The 18617-nt window shown below is 73.3% G+C and carries 24 protein-coding genes and 1 tRNA gene; 17 read left to right on the top strand and 8 right to left on the bottom strand.

Features of this window, described 5'->3' with window-relative positions; all coding sequences use genetic code 11:
• Positions 1-14: 14 nt before the first annotated feature.
• From K329_RS29365 to K329_RS0105670, 3 genes are all read left to right on the top strand, one after another.
• Entirely contained in the window at positions 15-905 is an 891-nt protein-coding gene (locus tag K329_RS29365) for a DUF3152 domain-containing protein (protein ID WP_052336390.1), read from the top strand.
• A gap of 95 nt (positions 906-1000) precedes the next feature.
• Positions 1001-1813, top strand: a complete 813-nt coding sequence (gene murI / locus K329_RS24865) for a glutamate racemase (protein WP_043642053.1) — start codon at positions 1001-1003, stop codon at positions 1811-1813.
• The gene (locus K329_RS0105670) at positions 1810-2604 is read left to right on the top strand and encodes an MBL fold metallo-hydrolase (protein WP_028472290.1); all 795 of its coding nucleotides are present in this window, start codon (positions 1810-1812) and stop codon (positions 2602-2604) included. The genes murI and K329_RS0105670 overlap by 4 nt, the downstream gene beginning before the upstream one ends.
• A gap of 7 nt (positions 2605-2611) precedes the next feature.
• Here K329_RS0105670 and K329_RS0105665 read toward each other — a convergent pair whose 3' ends face one another.
• Both K329_RS0105665 and K329_RS0105660 read right to left on the bottom strand, forming a co-directional pair.
• Positions 2612-3307, bottom strand: coding sequence for a response regulator (locus K329_RS0105665; RefSeq protein ID WP_052336494.1), 696 nt, complete (start codon positions 3305-3307; stop codon positions 2612-2614).
• Positions 3304-4482, bottom strand: a complete 1179-nt coding sequence (locus K329_RS0105660; RefSeq protein WP_028472288.1) for a sensor histidine kinase — start codon at positions 4480-4482, stop codon at positions 3304-3306. Before K329_RS0105660 ends, K329_RS0105665 begins: the two co-directional genes overlap by 4 nt.
• A gap of 129 nt (positions 4483-4611) precedes the next feature.
• On the opposite strand from K329_RS0105660, the gene K329_RS0105655 reads away from it, so the two are divergent.
• The 3 genes from K329_RS0105655 (at position 4612) to K329_RS24860 (ending at position 7409) form a co-directional block, all read left to right on the top strand.
• Positions 4612-5526 carry an ABC transporter ATP-binding protein gene (locus tag K329_RS0105655; RefSeq protein WP_028472287.1) on the top strand — a complete coding sequence of 305 codons (915 nt, stop codon included), beginning with the start codon at positions 4612-4614 and terminating at the stop codon, positions 5524-5526.
• The gene (locus K329_RS0105650) at positions 5523-6320 is read left to right on the top strand and encodes an ABC transporter permease (RefSeq protein ID WP_028472286.1); all 798 of its coding nucleotides are present in this window, start codon (positions 5523-5525) and stop codon (positions 6318-6320) included. The genes K329_RS0105655 and K329_RS0105650 overlap by 4 nt, the downstream gene beginning before the upstream one ends.
• Before the next feature lie 123 nt (positions 6321-6443).
• Positions 6444-7409, top strand: coding sequence for an SGNH/GDSL hydrolase family protein (locus K329_RS24860; protein WP_084541059.1), 966 nt, complete (start codon positions 6444-6446; stop codon positions 7407-7409).
• On the opposite strand, the gene map is transcribed toward K329_RS24860, so the two are convergent.
• A complete protein-coding gene (map, locus tag K329_RS0105640) occupies positions 7338-8102 on the bottom strand; it encodes a type I methionyl aminopeptidase (RefSeq protein WP_028472285.1) in 765 nt (254 codons plus the stop codon). The two genes, K329_RS24860 and map, sit on opposite strands and share 72 nt — an antisense overlap.
• Positions 8099-8539, bottom strand: coding sequence for a hypothetical protein (locus K329_RS24855; protein ID WP_157571577.1), 441 nt, complete (start codon positions 8537-8539; stop codon positions 8099-8101). The genes map and K329_RS24855 overlap by 4 nt, the downstream gene beginning before the upstream one ends.
• Before the next feature lie 55 nt (positions 8540-8594).
• Between K329_RS24855 and rph the strand changes: the two genes are divergently transcribed.
• From rph to K329_RS24850, 3 genes are all read left to right on the top strand, one after another.
• Positions 8595-9341: a ribonuclease PH gene (gene rph / locus K329_RS0105630; RefSeq protein WP_028472284.1), complete on the top strand. Its 747-nt coding sequence runs from the start codon at positions 8595-8597 to the stop codon at positions 9339-9341.
• Complete coding sequence (locus tag K329_RS0105625; protein WP_028472283.1) at positions 9338-10027, top strand: non-canonical purine NTP pyrophosphatase; 690 nt, start codon at positions 9338-9340, stop codon at positions 10025-10027. Before rph ends, K329_RS0105625 begins: the two co-directional genes overlap by 4 nt.
• 206 nt (positions 10028-10233) lie before the next feature.
• Positions 10234-10617, top strand: a complete 384-nt coding sequence (locus K329_RS24850; RefSeq protein WP_052336389.1) for a pyridoxamine 5'-phosphate oxidase family protein — start codon at positions 10234-10236, stop codon at positions 10615-10617.
• Here K329_RS24850 and K329_RS0105615 read toward each other — a convergent pair.
• Positions 10583-11458, bottom strand: coding sequence for a bile acid:sodium symporter family protein (locus K329_RS0105615; RefSeq protein ID WP_028472282.1), 876 nt, complete (start codon positions 11456-11458; stop codon positions 10583-10585). The genes K329_RS24850 and K329_RS0105615 overlap by 35 nt on opposite strands.
• Before the next feature lie 170 nt (positions 11459-11628).
• Between K329_RS0105615 and K329_RS0105610 the strand changes: the two genes are divergently transcribed.
• Positions 11629-12219: a 1-acyl-sn-glycerol-3-phosphate acyltransferase gene (locus K329_RS0105610; protein ID WP_028472281.1), complete on the top strand. Its 591-nt coding sequence runs from the start codon at positions 11629-11631 to the stop codon at positions 12217-12219.
• Positions 12220-12251: 32 nt separating this feature from the next.
• Here the strand turns inward: K329_RS0105610 and K329_RS0105605 are convergent.
• A tRNA-Leu gene (locus tag K329_RS0105605) sits at positions 12252-12324 on the bottom strand.
• A gap of 7 nt (positions 12325-12331) precedes the next feature.
• The gene (gene bcp, locus K329_RS0105600; protein ID WP_028472280.1) at positions 12332-12811 is read right to left on the bottom strand and encodes a thioredoxin-dependent thiol peroxidase; all 480 of its coding nucleotides are present in this window, start codon (positions 12809-12811) and stop codon (positions 12332-12334) included.
• Positions 12812-12949: 138 nt separating this feature from the next.
• On the opposite strand from bcp, the gene K329_RS0105595 reads away from it, so the two are divergent.
• From K329_RS0105595 to K329_RS0105565, 7 genes are all read left to right on the top strand, one after another.
• The gene (locus K329_RS0105595) at positions 12950-13660 is read left to right on the top strand and encodes an energy-coupling factor ABC transporter permease (protein WP_028472279.1); all 711 of its coding nucleotides are present in this window, start codon (positions 12950-12952) and stop codon (positions 13658-13660) included.
• Positions 13661-13672: 12 nt separating this feature from the next.
• A complete protein-coding gene (locus tag K329_RS24845; RefSeq protein ID WP_084540991.1) occupies positions 13673-14068 on the top strand; it encodes a PDGLE domain-containing protein in 396 nt (131 codons plus the stop codon).
• The gene (gene cbiQ / locus K329_RS24840; protein ID WP_043642050.1) at positions 14068-14757 is read left to right on the top strand and encodes a cobalt ECF transporter T component CbiQ; all 690 of its coding nucleotides are present in this window, start codon (positions 14068-14070) and stop codon (positions 14755-14757) included. The genes K329_RS24845 and cbiQ overlap by 1 nt, the downstream gene beginning before the upstream one ends.
• A gap of 5 nt (positions 14758-14762) precedes the next feature.
• A complete protein-coding gene (locus K329_RS0105580; protein WP_245596441.1) occupies positions 14763-15512 on the top strand; it encodes an energy-coupling factor ABC transporter ATP-binding protein in 750 nt (249 codons plus the stop codon).
• A gap of 61 nt (positions 15513-15573) precedes the next feature.
• Positions 15574-15825: a DUF3618 domain-containing protein gene (locus tag K329_RS0105575; protein ID WP_028472277.1), complete on the top strand. Its 252-nt coding sequence runs from the start codon at positions 15574-15576 to the stop codon at positions 15823-15825.
• 20 nt (positions 15826-15845) lie between these two features.
• Entirely contained in the window at positions 15846-16145 is a 300-nt protein-coding gene (locus K329_RS0105570; RefSeq protein ID WP_052336492.1) for a GroES family chaperonin, read from the top strand.
• A gap of 175 nt (positions 16146-16320) precedes the next feature.
• The gene (locus tag K329_RS0105565; RefSeq protein WP_052336388.1) at positions 16321-17022 is read left to right on the top strand and encodes a hypothetical protein; all 702 of its coding nucleotides are present in this window, start codon (positions 16321-16323) and stop codon (positions 17020-17022) included.
• Between the two features lie 33 nt (positions 17023-17055).
• On the opposite strand, the gene K329_RS24835 is transcribed toward K329_RS0105565, so the two are convergent.
• Positions 17056-18603, bottom strand: coding sequence for a tyrosine-protein kinase domain-containing protein (locus K329_RS24835; RefSeq protein WP_052336387.1), 1548 nt, complete (start codon positions 18601-18603; stop codon positions 17056-17058).
• Between the last annotated feature and the right edge of the window lie 14 nt (positions 18604-18617).

Here is an 18617-nt window from a genome sequence, read left to right as displayed (position 1 = left end):
GTCTCCGCCGAGCCGTGCGCCTGGTGGCCCTCGCCGCCGCCACGACCCTGGCGCTGACGCTCGCCTCCCCGGTCGGCTCCGCGGGTGCGACGACCCCCGCCGCCACGGCGGCCAGCGCCGCGGCCGCCGCCACCGCTGCTCCGCCGGTGCTGCCGGTGACCGGCCCGCACACCATGAAGGGCACGGCCCGCCACGGCTACCTGCTGACGCTGGTGGTGGCGCCGTACAACCCGCGGGCGACGTCGTACTCCTACCAGTGGTACCGCGACTACACGCCCATCTCGGGCGCCACCGCGCAGACGTACCGCATCACCGCCGCCGACGTCGACCACCGGCTCCGCGCCGTCGTCACCGCCCGCCGGGCCGGTTGGACCGACGCCCGCACCCTCTCGCAGCCCACCCCCGTCGTGGGCGACACCACCCCGCGCCGCCGCACCGTCGTGTACGACGTGCGCATCGACGGCGACATCCCCGGGTTCCGGGTCGACGAGTTCGGCGTGCAGTCGGGCGAGACCCTGCAGGACCCCCGTGGCTGGCGCGCCGGCGGCACCCACTTCCAGCGCACCGCCAGCCGGGCGCCGTCGGACTTCACCCTCATCATCGCGACGGCCGACCGCCTCCCCAAGTACGCCGGGGAGTGCAGCGTGCAGTGGAGCTGCCGGGTCGGGCGCAACGTGATCATCAACTACACCCGCTGGATGCAGGCCTCCCCGTCGTGGAACGCCGCCGGCGGCTCGCTGCGCGACTACCGCCACATGGTCGTCAACCACGAGGTCGGCCACTTCCTCGGCAACGGGCACGTGGGCTGCGGCTCCGCCGGCTCGCGGGCGCCCGTGATGATGCAGCAGTCGAAGGGCCTCGGGGGCTGCCGCTTCAACCCCTGGCCGCTGCCGAGCGAGTGGTGAGGCCCGCGTGCGATCCGTCGCACGCGACTTCGCCGTACGTGACCTCGCCGACGTCACGTCGCGTCCCCTTCGTGCAACCTCTAGATTGACCTGCTGTGGCACCCCGCTCCGCCGACGCTCCCGTCGGCATCTTCGACTCCGGCTTCGGTGGACTCACCGTCGCGCGGTCGGTCATCGACCAGCTCCCGCACGAGTCGATCGTGTACCTGGGTGACACCGCCCGCCAGCCCTACGGCCCGAAGCCGATCGGGGAGGTCCGGGAGTACGCGCTGGAGTGCCTCGACCACCTCGTCGACCGCGGGGTCAAGGCGCTCGTCATCGCCTGCAACTCCGCCTCCGCCGCGATGCTGCGCGACGCGCGGGAGCGGTACGACGTGCCCGTCGTCGAGGTCATCTACCCCGCCACCCGCCGGGCCGTCGCCGCGACCCGGTCGGGCCGCATCGGCGTGATCTGCACCCAGGCCACTGCCACCTCGATGGCGTACGACGACGCCTTCGCCGCCGCGCCCCAGGTCGAGCTCGTCACGCAGCCGTGCCCCCGCTTCGTCGACTTCGTGGAGCAGGGCGTGACCGGTGGCGACGAGCTGCTCGCCGCCGCCCACGCCTACCTCGACCCGCTGATCGCGGCGGACGTCGACACGCTCGTGCTCGGCTGCACGCACTACCCGCTGCTGACCGGGGTGATCTCGTACGTGATGGGGGACGGCGTGACGCTGGTCAGCAGTGCGGAGGAGAGCGCCAAGGCGGTCTACCAGATGCTCGCGACCACGGGGCTCATGCGCACGACGGGCGACGCGACGTACGAGTTCGTCACCACCGGCGTGGCGGAGGAGTTCGAGCGCATCGGACGTCGTTTCCTTGGCCCCGAGCTGGCGTTCGCCAGCCAGTTCGCCGGAGGTGTCGTGTGAGGCTCACGGTCGTCGGTTGCGCCGGCTCCTACCCGGGGCCCGACTCGCCCGCCAGCTGCTACCTCCTCGAGGCCGAGGGGCCGGACGACGCGCCCGGCGCCGCGGCCGGGGCCACCCGCACGTGGCGGATCCTGCTCGACCTCGGCAACGGCTCCCTCGGGGCGCTGCACCACCACGCCGACCCGCTCGCCATCGACGCGGTCTTCGTCAGCCACCTCCACCCGGACCACTGCCTCGACCTCTGCGGCTACTACGTGCTGCGCAAGTACCACCCGCAGGGCGCGCAGCCCCGCATCCCGGTGTGGGGCCCGGACGGCACGGCCGACCGCCTCGCCCGCGCCTACGACCTACCGCTCGACCCGGGCATGAACGAGGAGTTCGACTTCTCCGACTACGCCCTCGAGCAGCCGCCGATCGTGGTCGGCCCCTTCAGCGTCCTGCCCTTCGAGGTCTTCCACCCGGTCACGGCGTACGCCCTGCGCGTCACGGCCGACGACCGCGTGCTGACCTACTCGGGCGACACCGCGCCGTGCCTCGGCCTCGACCACGCGGCCGAGGGTGCCGACCTCTTCCTCGCGGAGGCCGCCTTCCGCGAGGTCGACACCAACCCGCCGGGCGTGCACCTCACGGGCACCGACGCGGGCAGGATCGCGACCCGCGCCTCCGTCGGGCGCCTCGTGCTCACCCACGTGCCGGCCTGGTTCGACACCGCCGACGCCCGCGCCGAGGCCGTCACGGCCTACGACGGGCCCACCGACATCGCCGTCGCCGGCGCGACCTACGAGGTCTGAGCGCCGCTCAGGCCAGCCCGGCGTCGTGGACGCAGATGGCGATCTGGACGCGGTTGGTGGCCCCCAGCTTCTCGAAGAGCCGTGAGACGTGGGCCTTGACGGTCGGCACCGAGAGGTAGAGCTCGGCCGCGATGTCGGCGTTGGAGAGGCCCCGGCCCACCGCCACGGCCACCTCGCGCTCCCGGTCGGTGAGGGTGGCGAGACGGGCCTCGGCCTCGGCGGCCCGGGGGTCGGTGCCCTCGCGGACCCGGCGGATCAGGGTCTGGGTCACCTTCGGCGACAGCATCGGCTCGCCGTCGGCGACGCGACGGATGGCGGAGACGATGTCGGCCGGGGGAGTGTCCTTGAGCAGGAAGCCGTCCGCGCCGGCCGCGAGCGCGCCGAGCACGTAGTCGTCGGCGTCGAAGGTCGTCAGCACGATCACGCGCGGCGGCGACGGACGGGCGTGGAGGGCGGCGGTGGCCTCGAGCCCGTCCATCACCGGCATGCGGATGTCCATGAGGACGACGTCGGGGCGCAGCGACGCCGCGAGCGTCGTACCCGCCCGGCCGTCGGCCGCCTCGCCCACCACCTCGAGGTCGGCCTGGCCACCGAGCATGAGGCCGAGCGCCGAGCGCACGAGCGGGTCGTCGTCGACGACCAGGACGCGGATCGGGGCGCTCGCGCCGGCGGGCGCGCTGTCGTCGGTGCCGGGGGTGCTCACGGGGTCCACGGTAGCCACGCGCGGACGACGAACGTCGAGCCGTCCCGCTCGGCGAGGAACCGGCCGCCCGCGAGCTCGACCCGCTCCCGCAGCCCGATGAGGCCGAGGCCGGAGCCCGGGGCGGCGGACTCGCCGAAGCCGAGCGGGTTGCGCAGCAGCACCTCGACGCCGTCCTCCGCCGACCCGGCCAGCCGCACGGTGAGCAGGGCGCCGCGGGCGTGCTTGTGGGCGTTCGTGATGCCCTCCTGCACGACCCGGTAGACGGTGCGGCCCAGCTGCTCGGGCACGGGCTCGTCGCCGACACGGTCGGCGAGCAGGTCGTCGATCCACACCCGGACGCCCGCCGACCGCGACTCGGTGACGAGCACGTGCACGTCGTCGTACGTCGGCTGGGGGCGGTTCGCCAGCTCGCCCGTCTCCCGGTCGCGGAGCACGCCGAGCACGCTGCGGAGGTCGGTCAGGGCGGCGTTGGCCTTGACCTGCACGTCGCCGATGCCGCTGCGCAGGGCCTCGGCGTCGAGGTCGGAGCGGAACGCCAGGGCGCCGGCGTGCATGGAGACCTGGCTGATGCGGTGGGCGAGCACGTCGTGCATCTCCCGCGCGATCCGCGCCCGTTCCTCGGCCCGCGCCTTGCCGACCCGGAGGTCCTGCTCGCCCTCGGCCCGCTCGGCCCGCTGCCGCAGCGTGTGCAGCAGCTCGCGCCGGGAGCCGATGTACATGCCCCACGCGACGAGCGCGCCCGAGGCGGCGAGGTTGCCGGTGAAGGTGACCCACACCGGGTCACGGCTGTCGGACGGCGAGATGTACCAGTACACCTGCGCGGCGGCGGTGTTGGTGACGATCAGGAAGGCGATCTGCCAGTAGACGCGCCGCGTGGCCACCGAGACGGTCGCCAGCAGCGCGGGGCCCGCAGCGACCCCCGACACCACGCTCAGCAGCAGGACGACCGTGGCGACCGTGAGCGGCCGGCGGCGGCGGAAGTGCACGACCACGTAGGCCAGGAGCCCGAGCGCCACGTCGACCACGATGCGCCAGGTGTTCTCCCGCCACGAGGTGCCGAACGAGTCCAGGAGCACGGCGCCGCTGATGAACAGCATCACGGCCGTGCGCCACACGTGGCCCCACCGGCTCAGCCGAGGCTGGTAGTCCTCGGGCGCCGTCCGTGCACTGCTCACGCAGCGAGGCTAGTGCCGCCGGGAGCGTCGCGGACCCTGCGCCCGATCACGGTCGCCCCTACTTTGGTCGGCCCGGACCCGCCTCGCGGCCGATGCCCAGCACCCGGCCGGTCGGGCAGGATGAGCGACATGATCACAGTCGAAGGACTCACGAGGACGTACGGCGGGTTCACCGCCGTGAACGACGTCAGCTTCGTGGCGCAGCCCGGTGAGGTCACGGGGTTCCTCGGGCCGAACGGCGCCGGGAAGACGACCACGATGCGGATCCTGGCGGGCCTCACGCGGGCCGACCGGGGCACGGCCACGATCGGCGGCCACGAGTACCGCCAGATCCCCAACCCCGGCCGCCACGTCGGCGTCCTGCTCGACGCCTCGGCCCAGCACGCGGGCCGCACGGGCCGCGAGGTGCTGACGATCGGCGCGAGGACGATGGGCCTGCCCTCCTCGCGCGTCGACGAGATGCTCGCGCTCGTGAGCCTCAGCGACGCCGAGTCGAAGCGGCGCATCCGCAACTACTCGCTCGGCATGCGCCAGCGGCTCGGGATCGCGCACGCCCTCCTGGGCGACCCGCAGGTGCTCATCCTCGACGAGCCCGCCAACGGCCTCGACCCCGCCGGCATCCGCTGGATGCGCGGCCTCCTGCGCGGGTACGCCGAGCGCGGCGGCGCCGTCCTCCTCTCCAGCCACCTGCTGCACGAGGTCGAGCAGATCGCCGACACGATGCTCGTCATCGGCCACGGCCGCATCGTCGCCTCCGGCACGAAGGCCGAGCTGCTGACGTCCACCGGCACGTTCGCCCGCTCGGTCGACGACGCCCGCCTCGCTCCCGCCCTGCAGGCCAAGGGCCTCGCGGTGCGACCCGACGGCAAGGGGCTCGGCATCGTCGTCGACGGCGACGCCCAGGTCATCGGCGAGACCTCGCTCGAGGTCGGCGTCGCCCTCCTCGAGCTGCGACCGGCCGACGGCGCCGGTCTCGAGGACCTGTTCCTCCAGCTGACCGCCGAGACGCAGCGCGAGACCCGCACCGAAGGAGTTCCGGCATGAGCGCCCCCGCCACCGCCCACGGCCCGTCGACGTTCGACCTGTCGAACACGCCGCGCACCCCCCTGACCCGCCTGCTCGCGGTCGAGCTGCGCAAGCTGGTCGACACCCGCTCCGGTCGCTGGCTGCTCATCGTCATGGGTGCCCTCATCCTCGTGGGCAGCGCGATCTTCGCCTACGCGTCGCGCAACGGCAGCGTCGCCTTCTTCGACTTCACCAGCGTCGCCGGCGGCGTGACCAGCGTGCTCCTCCCGGTGCTCGCCATCCTCGCGGTCACCAGCGAGTGGTCGCAGCGCACCAACATGACGACGTTCACCCTCGAGCCCCACCGGGCCCGCGTGGTGGTCGCCAAGCTGCTCGCGACGATCATCGCGGCGGTGCTCTCGATCGTCGTCGCGGTCGCGATCGGCGCCGTGATGACCGCGTTCGCCGGAGCGCTCGGCGCGCAGGTCGACTGGGACCCGAACGTCGAGGGTCTCCTCGGCTTCACCATCGTCCAGGTGATCGGCCTGCTCGTCGGCTTCGCGCTCGCGACCCTGCTCCTCAACACCCCGGCCGCGATCGTGGTCTTCTTCGCCTACTCGTTCGTGCTGCCGGGCCTCCTGGCCATCGCGGGCGTGTACTTCGACTGGTTCGAGGACATCCGCCCGTGGATCGACTTCACGCAGGCGCAGGTCCCGCTGTTCGAGGGCTTCAGCGGCGTCGAGTGGGGCCACCTGCTGGTGTCGGGCCTCATCTGGTTCGTCCTGCCCCTGACCGCGGGCATCACCCGGGTGCTCCGCGCCGAGGTGAAGTGACGATCCACCCCTGACCGGGGGTCGGGCACCGGAGGACGCACGGGGGAGTGTTCACCAGTTCCTGACCGACACGTCACCGCCGTGGCGGCGCAGCGTTCCTGCTGCGCCGCCACGCTGGCGTCCGTGGCCACTCCTCGGAGCCCCCGCCCCGTCAGCCCCGGTCCTGCGACCCCCTCCACCTACCTCCGCTTCGCCGCCGTCGGCGACAGCACCACCGTGGGCGTCGGCGACCCGACGCCCGGCACCCCGGTCGGTCTCGGCGCCGGCGCGACGGGCCGGGACGGCACCTGGCGCGGCTGGGCCCGCCTGCTCGCCGAGGCGCTCGAGGCGTCGTACGACGTGTCGTTCTGCAACCTCGCCGTGTCGGGGGCGACGACGCGGGACGTCGTGGCCCACCAGCTCGCCGAGGCCGTCGACCACCGCGCCGACCTCGTCTCCCTGGTCGTCGGCGTCAACGACACGATGCGCTCCAGCTGGGACCCGGCGGTGCTGCGGCGGGACCTGCTGCACGCGGCGGACGCCCTCACCGCCGACGGGGCGCTGCTCATGACCGCGCGCTTCCACGACCACGGCGAGGTCTTCGGGCTGCCGCGCCTGCTGCGTCGCCCGTTGCAGCAGCGCATCGAGGCCGTCAACGAGGTGTACGACGAGGTGCACGCGACGTACGGCGGGGTGCGCGTCGACCTCGCCGGGTGGCCGGAGGTGCGCCGCCGGGAGTTCTGGTCGGTCGACCGGCTCCACCCCTCCGAGCTCGGTCACCGCGCGCTGGCGCGGGCCTTCGCCGCCGAGCTGGCGGCGGTCGGGTGGTCGGTGGTCCCCCCGGCGGCCGTGGCCGACGGACTCCACGTGCCGAGCTGGCGCACCGACCTCGCGTGGATGGTCAGCGAGGGCGCGCCGTGGGTGGGCCGTCGCGCCCGGGACCTGGCGCCCTGGGCCGCGCGCGCCGCGTGGCAGGGCGCGGTCGCGCGGCGTACCGACCTCGTGCGGGTCGGTGCGGCCGGCCGTCGGGCCGAGGGGTCAGCGGGCGGTCATCACGATGGGGTCGCCGTGGGTGATGGCGATGGTGTGCTCGCTGTGGGCCCCGCGTGAGCCGTCGGTCGAGAGGATCGTCCAGCCGTCGTCGGCCATCTTGATCTCGTCGGTCGTGGCGAGCAGCCACGGCTCGATCGCGATGACGAGCCCGGGGCGCAGCTTGAACCCGCGGCCGGCGCGGCCGTCGTTCGGCACGTGCGGCTCGCCGTGCATGGTGCGGCCGACGCCGTGCCCGCCGAACTGGGTGTTGACGGAGTAGCCGGCGGCGCGGGCGACGCCGCCGATCGCGGCGCCGATGTCACCGAGCTTGTTGCCGGCGCGGGCGACCTCGATGGCCGCGGCGAGGGCCTCCTCGGTGGTGGAGATGAGGGCGAGGTCGGCGGGGTCGGGCGTGCCGACCACGGTGCTGACCGCCGAGTCGCAGACCCAGCCGTCGACCGAGACCGCGAAGTCGAGGCTCAGCAGGTCGCCGTCGGCGAGCGTGTAGTCGTGGGGGAGCCCGTGCAGCACCGCGTCGTTGACCGACGTGCAGAGCACCTTGCCGAACGGCCCGCGGCCGAAGGAGGGCGCGTAGTCGATGTAGCAGGACTCGGCGCCGCGCTCCTTGATCATCTCGTGCGCCAGCGCGTCGAGCTCGAGGAGGTTGACGCCCACGTCGGCCACCTCGACCAGCTTCGTCAGCACCTGGCCGACGAACTCGCCCGCCGGTCGCATCTCGTCGATCTGGCGGGGGGTGAGCAGCTCGATCATCGGTTCTTCCTTCTCGGGGTGCCGGGGGCCGGCGTGGTGGGGAGGCCGGCGGCCCGTGCCTGGGCGAGCAGGCCGACGGCGGCGATCACCAGGGCGGCCACCCCGACGTACGCCATCGTGCGCACGGCGAAGACGCCGTCGGCGCCCTCGGCGGTGGCCGCGGCCGTGATGCTGAAGCCGCCGACCATCACGGCCAGGAGGGCGGCGTGCATGCGCACGGTGCGCACCGGCGGTGCGCCCCAGAACGAGTAGACGGTGCCGGCCGCGACGGCGGCACCACCGATCGCGAGCACGACGCCGACCGTGCGGTTGTCGTCGAAGGCGCCCCCGAGGTCGGCGACCAGCACGAGCAGCGCGACGACCGCGCCGGCGATCGTGGCGTTGACCTGCCAGCGCGACGGGCGGGGCTCCGCCGGGGGTCGGGAGGTGGTGGGCACGGGCATCAGGGTACGGGGCCTCCGCGGAGCGCCCGGGTCTGGCTACGCTCGCCCCATGAGCCCTGACGCCACCGCCACGCCCGCCCCACGCCCCGACGGGCGCGCCGACGACGAGCTGCGTCCGGTGACCATCACGCGCGGGTGGCTCGACCACGCCGCCGGCTCGGTGCTCGTGGAGTTCGGCAAGACGAAGGTGCTGTGCGTGGCGTCGGCCTCCGAGGGCGTGCCGCGCTGGCGCAAGGGCTCCGGCCTGGGCTGGGTGACGGCGGAGTACGCGATGCTCCCCGGCTCGACCCACACGCGCTCCGACCGCGAGTCGGTGAAGGGCCGCATCGGCGGCCGCACCCACGAGATCTCCCGTCTCATCGGCCGCTCGCTGCGCGCGGTCGTCGACTACCAGGCGCTGGGCGAGAACACGATCCAGCTCGACTGCGACGTGCTGCAGGCCGACGGCGGCACGCGCACCGCGGCGATCACGGGCGCGTACGTCGCGCTCGCCGACGCCGTCGCGCACCTGCGCTCGACGGGCGCCCTCAAGGGCGACCCGCTCACCGGCTCCGTGGCGGCCGTCAGCGTCGGGATCATCGACGGCGTGCCGCGCCTCGACCTCCCGTACGTCGAGGACGTGCGCGCCGAGACCGACATGAACGTCGTGATGACGGGCGACGGCGCCTTCATCGAGGTGCAGGGCACCGCCGAGGGCGCACCGTTCGTACGGCGCGAGCTCGACGCCCTGCTGGGCCTGGCCGAGAAGGGCTGCGTCGACCTGACGCGCCTGCAGCGCGAGGCGCTGGGCGCATGAGCGCCGCCGCCGACGCGAGCGCGTCCGCCCCGGGCGCGCGCGTCTTCCTCGCCTCCCGCAACCGCAAGAAGATCGACGAGATGGAGCGCATCCTCTCGGCCCACCTGCCGGGCGTCCAGGTCGTCGGCATCGACGACGTCGAGGGCTACGACGAGCCCGTCGAGGACCAGCCGACCTTCACCGGCAACGCGCTGCTGAAGGCGCGCGCCGGCGTCGAGGCGACCGGCCTGCCGAGCATCGCGGACGACTCCGGCCTCTGCGTCGACGCCCTGAACGGCATGCCGGGCGTGCTGTCGGCCCGCTGGGCCGGGGTCGCCGACGCCGACCGGGCCACGAAGGACGCCGCCAACAACGCGCTCCTGCTGGCCCAGCTCGGCGACGTCCCCGACGTGCGCCGGGGAGCCCACTTCGCGTGCGCCGTCGCGTTCTGCCGCCCGACCGACGACGGCTCGCTGGCCGTCGAGGTGGTCGAGGGTCGCATGGACGGCCACGTGCTCCGCGAGACCCGCGGCGAGGGCGGCTTCGGCTACGACGTGCTCTTCGTGGCGATCGAGCACGACGGCTCCGACGGTGCCCCCGTGCGCACGAGCGCCGAGCTCACCCCCGACGAGAAGGACGCCGTCTCCCACCGCGGCCGCGCCATGCGCCAGCTCGCCCCCCTCGTCGCCGAGGCGCTCGGGGGCTGAGCCGGTCCGTCCTCCGGGCTGGTCCACCCCTGCTCCCGTGCAACGCGGTGTCCGAGTGACTGCACACGCGTCAGAACACGTGTGCAGTAGCCCGGACACCGCGTTACACGGGCTCGGTGCCAGGCCCCCCGCACCCACGCAGCCCCCGGCGCGTGACCACCGCCACCCTTGACCTCCAGCTCGCTGGAGGTCCTAGCGTCGCGGCCATGACGGTCCCCCTCCAGCTCCGCGACGTCTGGGACGAGTTCTGGGCCGCGCCCCGGCTCGCCACGCTCGGCACCGTGCGCGCCGACGGCACGCCCCACCTCGTGCCGGTGCGGGCGATCCTCGACGGCGACGAGCTGCTCGTGCTGACCCGGGCGGCGAGCGTGAAGGCCCGCAACGTCGTACGGCGTCCCTGGGCGGCGGTCTCCGAGCTCACGCCGACGACGTGGTGCACGGTCGAGGGCAAGGCGGTTGTGAGCGAGGACGCCGACGACCTGGCGCGGGGGCGCGCGGCGTACGAGCGGAGGTTCGGCCGCGACGGCTGGACGGGCGCGGACTGCGTCGTGCTGGTCAGGATCGAACGGGTGCTCGGCGGCGGTCGGTGAGGCGCACGACGACCATCCCCCACAGGGCCGCGAACACGAACATGAAGATCGAGTAGACGGCGGCCGGGATCGAGATCTCGGTGGTGTCGAGCACCTCGACGGCGACGTAGATCGCGAGGGTGCCGTTGTGCACGCCGATCTCCATGGACGACGCGATCGCCTGGCCCTCGACGATCCCGAGGGCGCGCGGCACGACGTACCCGATGACGAGGCTCGCCGCGCAGAAGAGGGCGGCCGCGAGGCCGACGTCGGCGAGGTAGTCGCCCACGTTCTCCCGCTGGTCGAGCAGGATGCCGAGCACCAGGACGGCGAGGATGACGGCCGAGCCGATGCGCACGGGCTTGTCGGCCGACGCCGCGAACGCCGGCGCCTTGGCGCGGGCCAGTATGCCCAGCGCGACCGGGGCCAGCACGATGACGAAGACCTCGACGACCTTCGAGAACTGCAGGCTGACGGTGTCGCCCTGGTCGTAGTAGGCGATGGCCAGGTTCGTGATGACCGGCAGCGACACGATCGCGATGACGGAGTTCACGGCCGTGAGGGTGACGTTGAGCGCCACGTCGCCACGGAAGAGGTGGCTGTAGAGGTTGGCGCTCGTGCCGCCCGGTGACGCGGCCAGCAGCATCATGCCGATCGCGAGCAGCGGCGGGAGGTCGAGCAGGAGCACGAGCCCGAAGCAGAGCGCCGGCAGCAGGAGCAGCTGGCAGCCGAGCGCGATCGCCACCGCCTTCGGGTGGCGGGCGACCCGACGGAAGTCCTCCGGCGTCAGCGAGAGGCCGAGCCCGAACATGATGATGCCGAGGGCGATCGGCAGACCGACGGTGGTGAGCGCGGAGTCCATGGCCGGACTCTAGTGACCTGAGTCACAGATGTCCCGGGCTCGGCCGGTCTCGCGGGGGTAGTCCCTGACGATGTGGTCGTCCCTGAGTCGTCCCGGCGACCCGTGCGTCAGGGACTACCCGGGCTGCCGGGGTCGTGCCACCGCCGGGAGGCGTCGGATAGGTTCCGCGCGTGAACCGACACTTCCTCGTCCGCCGTACGTTCGCGCGGGTGGCCCTGCGCCTCTCCCGCTGGAAGGTGGCCGGGGAGGCCCCGCCCAAGGGCATCCTGGTCGGCGCCCCGCACACCTCGAACTGGGACTGGGTGCTCACCATGCTGCTGGCGTGGGACAGCAGCGTGCAGATCCGGCTGCTGGTGAAGAACTCGCTGTTCAAGGGCCCGCTCGGTCCGCTTCTGCGGGCGACCGGCGCCGTCGAGCTCGACCGGAAGAACCCCGGGGCCACCATCCGGGCCCTGCTCGCCGACTCCGCCGTCGACGACGCCTTCCTCCTGGGCATCGCGGCCGAGGGCACGCGCAGCAAGGGCGAGTACTGGAAGTCCGGCTTCTACCGGATCTCGCGACAGACCGGCATCCCCGTCACGCTCGCCTACCTCGACGCGCCGTCGCGCACCGTGGGCTGGGGGCCGACGTTCGAGCTGTCCGGCGACGTGGGCGCCGACATGGACCGCGTGCGGGACTTCTACGCCGACAAGCGCGGCTTCCGGCCCGACGACGCGACCCCGCCGCGGCTGCGCGAGGAGGACGCGCCGCCGGCGGAGTGACGGGCGGAGCGGCGGGCCGGGGGCTCCGGGGGTGCGCCCGGAGAGATTCGAACTCTCACTGGCCAGGACCTAAACCTGGTGCCTCTGCCGTTGGGCTACGGGCGCGCGGGCGTCAGCCTAGGGCCAGCCCGAGGTCCTTGCGCAGCTTCGCCACGTGGCCGGTGGCCTTGACGTTGTACTGCGCCACCTCGACCTTGCCGTCCTCGTCGACGACGAACGTCGAGCGGATGACGCCCTGGACGACCTTGCCGTAGAGCTTCTTCTCGCCGAACGCGCCGTACGCCGCGAGCACCTCCTTCTCGGGGTCGGAGAGCAGCCGGATCGTCAGGCCGTCCTTCTCACGGAACCTCGCGAGCTTCTCCGGCTTGTCGGGCGAGATGCCGAGCACCTCGTAGCCGGCGGCCTGCAGCGAGTCGAGCGAGTCGGTGAAGTCGCAGGCCTGCTTGGTGCAGCCCGGGGTCATCGCGGCGGGGTAGAAGTAGACGATCACCTTGCGGCCGCGGAGGTCGGCGAGGGAGACGGTCTCACCGGTGTCGGACGTGAGGGTGAAGTCGGGCGCGGTGTCGCCGGCGGCGAGGCGGGAGTCACTCATCGGGCAGGTCGATCCTCTCTGGTCGGACAGTTGCTGCGAAGTATCCGCAACAACGTAGAGTTCGTGACGGCCGATGGTGGACATCGACCCGGTCGGGCCCTCGGCCCGACCGATGTCCTCAACCTAGAGGAGACGGCCGTGCACGTGCCTGACGGGTTTCTCGACGCCCCCACCTCCGTCGCGACCGGTGTCGTCGCCGTCGCCGGGGTGGGCCTCGCCCTCCGGGGCGCCCGCCGCGAGCTCGACGACAGGGCCGCCCCCATGGTCGGCCTCGTGGCCGCCTTCGTCTTCGCCGCGCAGATGGTGAACTTCCCCGTCGGCGCCGGCACCAGCGGCCACCTGATGGGCGGTGCGCTCGCCGCCGTGCTGGTGGGGCCGTGGTCGGCGATCCTCTGCCTCAGCGTCGTGCTGCTCGTGCAGGGCCTGCTCATGGCCGACGGCGGCATCACCGCGATCGGCACCAACATCACCCTCCTCGGGCTCGTGGCCGTCGCCGTCGGCTGGGGCGTGTTCGTCCTGCTCCGCGCGGTCCTGCCGTCGCGCCCGTCGATGGTGGCCCCCGCAGCAGCTGTCGGGGCGCTCGTGAGCGTGCCCGTCGCCGCCCTCGTCTTCACCGGCCTCTTCGCGGTCGGCGGCACCGCGCCGGTGGCCCTCGGTGACGTCGCCACCGCCATGGTCGGCTGGCACAGCCTCATCGGCATCGGTGAGGCCGTCGTCACCGGACTGGTCGTGGCGAGCGTGCTCGCGGCCCGCCCCGACCTCGTGCACGGCGCCCGCCCGCTCCTGGCCGACGCTCGCCTGGAGATCCGCACGGCCTCCGGCCGACCCACCACCACCCCGCAGGCCTGAGCGGAGACCGACATGTCGACGACCACCCCCCGAGCGACCCGCCCCCGCCGCGTCAGCCGCCGCGCCTTCTACGCCACCGCCCTCGTCGTGACGATCCTGGTCGCGGGCGGCCTCAGCTACTTCGCCAGCTCGCACCCCGACGGTCTCGAGCACGTCGCCGGGCAGACCGGTTTCCTCGGCTCCGCCGACGACTCGCCGACCGCCGACAGCCCGTTCGCCGACTACGCGACCCGGGGCGTCGACGACACCTGGCTCAGCGGCGCCCTCGCCGGGGTCGTGGGCGTGGCGGTGGTGCTGCTCCTCGCCGGTGGGCTCGCGCTCGCCGTACGACGTCGTGGGCGCCACGACGCCGACGACGCCGACGGCACCGACGACAGCCGCGACACCGTCGACCGCCGGGTGGGCTGATGGGCGCCGGCCACGGGCACGGCGCCGGCCGCTCCCTGCACCACCCCGGTCGCAGCCGCGTCCACCGCGCCCCCGCGCACCTCAAGGTGGTCGCGCTGGTGACGTTCATGCTCGTCGTGGTGGCCACGCCCCGCGGTGCGTCGTGGGCGCCCGTGGCCTACGCGGCGTACGGCGCGTGCGTGCTGGCCGTGGTCCTCGCGGCCCGGGTGCCGGTGCTGTTCGTCGTCCGCCGGATGGTCGTCGAGCTGCCGTTCGTCGTCTTCGCGGTGCTGGTGCCGTTCGTCGCGACCGGGCCGCGCACCGAGGTGCTCGGGCTCACCGTCTCCGAGCCCGGCCTCGTCGCCGCCGGCCACCTGCTCGCCAAGGGCACGATCGGTGTCGCGGCGGCGCTCACGATGGCCTCCACCACCACGGCCCGCGAGCTGCTCGGCGGCCTCGAGCGGCTGCGCATGCCCGCGCTGCTGGTCGAGATCATGGGCTTCATGCTGCGCTACGTCGACGTCGTCACGGGGGAGTGGTCGCGCATGCTCGTGGCCATGCGCTCCCGCGGCTGCGACCCCCGTTCCCCGCGTCACTGGGGCACCCTGGCCCGCGGTCTCGGCGCGCTCTTCATCCGCTCCTACGAGCGTGGCGAGCGCGTGCACCTCGCCATGCTCTCGCGCGGGTACGACGTGGGGCGGGCCCGGTGACCGGCGTGCCCGTCCTCGACCTGGCCGGGGTGGCGTTCGCCTACCCCGACGGACGTCAGGCCCTCTTCGGCGTCGACCTGCGGGTCGACCGCGGCGAGCGCGTCGCGCTGCTCGGCCCGAACGGCGCCGGCAAGACCACGCTCGTGCTCCACCTCAACGGCATCCTGCGCCCCGGCGCGGGCTCGGTGACCGTCAGCGGCACCCCCGTGGAGAAGGCCACGCTGGCGCAGGTGCGGCGTCAGGTCGGCATCGTCTTCCAGGACCCCGACGACCAGCTCTTCTCGGGCACCGTGGCCGACGACGTCGCGTTCGGGCCCCGCAACGCCGGCGTGCGCGGCCCCGAGCTCGACCGCAGGGTCGCGGCGGCCCTCGAGCAGGTCGGCATGGCGGCGTACGCCGACCGCGCCCCCCACCACCTCTCCTTCGGCCAGCGGCGCCGCGTCGCGATCGCCACCGTGCTCGTCATGGAGCCGGAGGTGCTCGTGCTCGACGAGCCGTCCTCGAACCTCGACCCGGCGTCGCGACGCGAGCTCGCCGACCTCCTCGGCACGCTCGACGTCACCGTCCTGATGGTCACCCACGACCTGCCCTACGCCCTCCAGCTGTGCGAGCGGTCCGTGGTGCTCTCCGAGGGGGTCGTGGTCGCGGACGCCCCGACGTACGACGTGCTGACCGACGCCGCCCTCATGGCCCGGCACCGGCTGGAGCTGCCCTTCGGCTTCGATCCACGGGCCGTTGGTAACGTTCACCCCTGACCGCCAGACCCGCCGTGGGCCAGGAGCCGTCGACCCCGTCGACGTAGGAAAGTGGTGCGCAGTGAGCAATGAGCTGAACTCCCTCGAGAGCGACATCGAGGAGACCCGCGAGCGGTTGGCGACGACGATCGACCAGCTGCTCTACCGCTCGAGCCCGAAGACGATCGCGCGTCGCGAGGTCGCCTCGGTGAAGGCGTTCTTCGTGGACGAGAAGACCGGTGCCCCGCGCACCGACAACATCCTCAAGGTCGTCGGCGGCGTCGCCGGCTTCGTGACGGTGATCGTGGTCGTCCGCAAGCTCAGCAGCAAGTGAGCGACAAGACCCCCATCAAGATGCTCCACGACCGCCTCCTGGTCGAGCTCGACCGGGAGGCGGGGGAGCGGCGTTCCTCGGGCGGCATCGTCATCCCCGCCACGGCGGCCATGGGCGCCAAGCGGCTCGCGTGGTCGAGGGTCGTCGCGATCGGCCCCCAGGTGCGGTCGGTCAAGGCCGACGACCGGGTGCTCTTCGACCCCGAGGAGCGGGCCGAGGTCGAGGTGCACGGGGAGACGTACGTCGTGATGCGCGAGCGCGACGTGCACGCCGTGGCGGCCGACCGGTACGGCGACTCCGCCACCGGCCTCTACCTCTGACCGACCAGCGCGGGCCCTCCCGACCGGTGGCGTGGGGACGGCTCCCCACGTCGAGCCGGTGATCTGACACACCCCCTGACCTGCGCGTTTGCGGGTGGAGGGGCCGGGTAGGACGGGTCCGGCGCCGCACCGTCGGCGCCGTCCCGAGATCCCGACCCGGAAAGAGTTCACCCTGATGCGACGCCGCCACCAGCTCGCCGCCGTAGCCGTCTCCGCCCTCCTCGCCACCTCGCTCACCGCCTGCGGCGGCGACGACGAGGCCTCCGACCCCGAGCCCAGCGAGACCTCCTCGTCCGCCGACGAGCCCACCGACGACGCCTCCGACGACGAGGACCGCGGCTGGGGCTCCGACGACGAGACCACGGACGACGCCGACGACGCCGACGACACCGCCGGGTCGGCCGGGGGCGCCGCCTTCGACGGCGAGATCACTCCCGGGGGCACCGAGCTGGCGCTGGGCGAGACGGCGTACGTGCCGTTCTCCTACGCCGGGGACGACGGCGTCATCGCCATCACCGCCACCGAGATCCGCGCCGGCGACCCCTCGGAGATCGCCGAGGCCGAGGGCTCCGAGGGCATGGTGCCGTGGCACATCACCTACACGGTCGAGGGTGTCGAGGGCGCCGACCGCATCGGCGGGGCGCAGCCGTCGCTCGACGCCGTGACGGCCGACGGCACCGTGGGCGGCCAGTTCATCAGCTTCAGCGGCGGCGTCGGCGGTTGCGAGATGGAGTCGGCCGACACCGACTGGGACGGCAGCCCCTACGAGAGCTGCAACACCACCGTGCTGCCGGAGGGCCAGGAGGCCACGATGGCCGGCTTCACCTCGGGCGACGACTACAGCGTCTTCATCGGCGAGCCGGTGCTCTGGCAGTGACCTGACGACGACCGCGGCACCCCCGGCGACGGGTCAGCGACGGCTGGTGGTGCCGCGGTCGGAGCGGGGCTCCGCGCGGCGGGCGCCGCCCCTGCCCGTCTCCGCGGGCCTGGTCTGCTCGTCGCCGGCGGCGACGGCGCGGCCCGCTGCGGCCTTGGCGCCGCGGCCCTTCTTCTTGCCCTTCGCGTCGTCCTCGCGGTAGTAGTACCCGCCGTAGTAGCCGCCCGCCGAGTTGCGGCGGGGCACCCGGTTGAACACCACGCCCAGCACCCGCCCCTTGACCGAGGCCAGGTTGCCGAGCGAGCTCTCGAGCTCGGTGTCGACCGTCGTGCCGTGGGAGACGACCACGAGGGCGCCGTCGGCGAGCGTCGTCAGCACGGCCGCGTCGGTGACCGGCAGGAGCGGCGGCGCGTCGAGCACGACCATCGCGTCCTTCGACATCCGCTCGAGCAGCGCCCGCATCGTCTGCGACCCGAGCATCTCGCTGGGGTTCGGAGGCACGCCGCCGGCCGCCAGGACCGAGAGGTTCGGCACGTCGGGGTGCTCCTGGAGCACGTCGTCGAGGTCGACCCGGCCGATGAGCACGTCGGTGAGCCCCGCGCCCTCCACCAGGCCGAGGGTGGTGGCGACGACCGGACGGCGCAGGTCGGCGTCCACGAGGATGACGGGCTGACCGGACATCGCGATCGCGGCGGAGATGTTCGTGGAGATCGTGGACTTGCCGTCGGACTGCTGCGAGCTCGTCACCACGATGATCCGCGGCGGGTTGTCGATGTCCATGTAGGAGAGGTTGGTCCGCAGCTTGCGGAACGCCTCGGCCGCGATGAACGACTGGCCCTCGGCCTGGTCGGAGACGGCCAGCACCGCGGGCTCGTCACGGGCCCGCTCGAGGCCCTTGGTCGCGGGGATCGCGCCCACGACGGAGACGCCGAACTTCTTCTCGATCTCGGCGCTGCTGCGCAGCTTGCGGTCGAGCTGCGAGCGCAGCGCGGCGTACGAGACGCCGAGGAGCAGGCCCACCAGCAGCCCGAGGGCGCCGTCGCGCAGCGGCACGGGCGAGATGGGGGTGCTCGGCAGGGCGGCTGCCTCGACGGGACGGACCCCGAGCGCCGCGACCTCCTGGCCGTTCGGGTTCTCGATGGCGTCGATCTCGGCGGCGAGGGCCGTCACCCAGGTGTCGGCGAGCTGCTGGGCGAGCTCCGGCGTCGAGGCCCGCGCGGTGACCTTGAGGAGCACCGTGTCGACGGGCACCACGACGTCGATCTGGCCGATGAGCCCGTTCGGCGAGACGTCGAGGTCGAGCTCGTCGATCACCCGGTCGGCCACGGCCCGGCTCTGGGCCACGTCGACGTACGACTTCGCCCGCGACTTGGCGAGCGAGTCGGCCACCGAGCCCAGCCCGGCACCGCCGCCACCCTCGCTGCTGCCGGTGTCGGCCGTGACGAAGCCGTTGGCGTTCGCGGCGTAGACGGCCGGCTGGCTCAACGAGTAGGCCAGGGCTCCGCTGAGGCAGACCAACGTCAGCACGACCGCCCCCACCCAGTGGTTGCGGAGCGCGCGCAGGTAGTCGCTGAGGGACATGGTGACCTTCCGTC

Origin of the sequence: Nocardioides alkalitolerans DSM 16699 (assembly GCF_000426525.1) — a bacterium.
In the GTDB taxonomy this organism is placed as follows: Bacteria; Actinomycetota; Actinomycetes; order Propionibacteriales; family Nocardioidaceae; genus Nocardioides; species Nocardioides alkalitolerans.
The sequence above is the reverse complement of the archived record's forward strand: the minus strand, read 5'-3'. Positions and strand labels throughout refer to the sequence as shown.

Excerpts from the sequence above, each read along its gene's own strand:
- K329_RS24845 (WP_084540991.1), top strand. The coding sequence starts at position 13,673 with ATGTCGACGACCACCCCCCGAGCGACCCGCCCCCGCCGCGTCAGCCGC.
- bcp (WP_028472280.1), bottom strand. The coding sequence starts at position 12,811 with ATGAGTGACTCCCGCCTCGCCGCCGGCGACACCGCGCCCGACTTCACC.
- K329_RS24835 (WP_052336387.1), bottom strand. The coding sequence starts at position 18,603 with ATGTCCCTCAGCGACTACCTGCGCGCGCTCCGCAACCACTGGGTGGGG.
- K329_RS0105565 (WP_052336388.1), top strand. The coding sequence starts at position 16,321 with ATGCGACGCCGCCACCAGCTCGCCGCCGTAGCCGTCTCCGCCCTCCTC.
- map (WP_028472285.1), bottom strand. The coding sequence starts at position 8,102 with ATGATCGAGCTGCTCACCCCCCGCCAGATCGACGAGATGCGACCGGCG.
- K329_RS0105615 (WP_028472282.1), bottom strand. The coding sequence starts at position 11,458 with ATGGACTCCGCGCTCACCACCGTCGGTCTGCCGATCGCCCTCGGCATC.
- cbiQ (WP_043642050.1), top strand. The coding sequence starts at position 14,068 with ATGGGCGCCGGCCACGGGCACGGCGCCGGCCGCTCCCTGCACCACCCC.
- K329_RS0105650 (WP_028472286.1), top strand. The coding sequence starts at position 5,523 with ATGAGCGCCCCCGCCACCGCCCACGGCCCGTCGACGTTCGACCTGTCG.
- rph (WP_028472284.1), top strand. The coding sequence starts at position 8,595 with ATGAGCCCTGACGCCACCGCCACGCCCGCCCCACGCCCCGACGGGCGC.
- K329_RS0105625 (WP_028472283.1), top strand. The coding sequence starts at position 9,338 with ATGAGCGCCGCCGCCGACGCGAGCGCGTCCGCCCCGGGCGCGCGCGTC.
- K329_RS0105655 (WP_028472287.1), top strand. The coding sequence starts at position 4,612 with ATGATCACAGTCGAAGGACTCACGAGGACGTACGGCGGGTTCACCGCC.
- K329_RS0105570 (WP_052336492.1), top strand. The coding sequence starts at position 15,846 with ATGCTCCACGACCGCCTCCTGGTCGAGCTCGACCGGGAGGCGGGGGAG.
- K329_RS24850 (WP_052336389.1), top strand. The coding sequence starts at position 10,234 with ATGACGGTCCCCCTCCAGCTCCGCGACGTCTGGGACGAGTTCTGGGCC.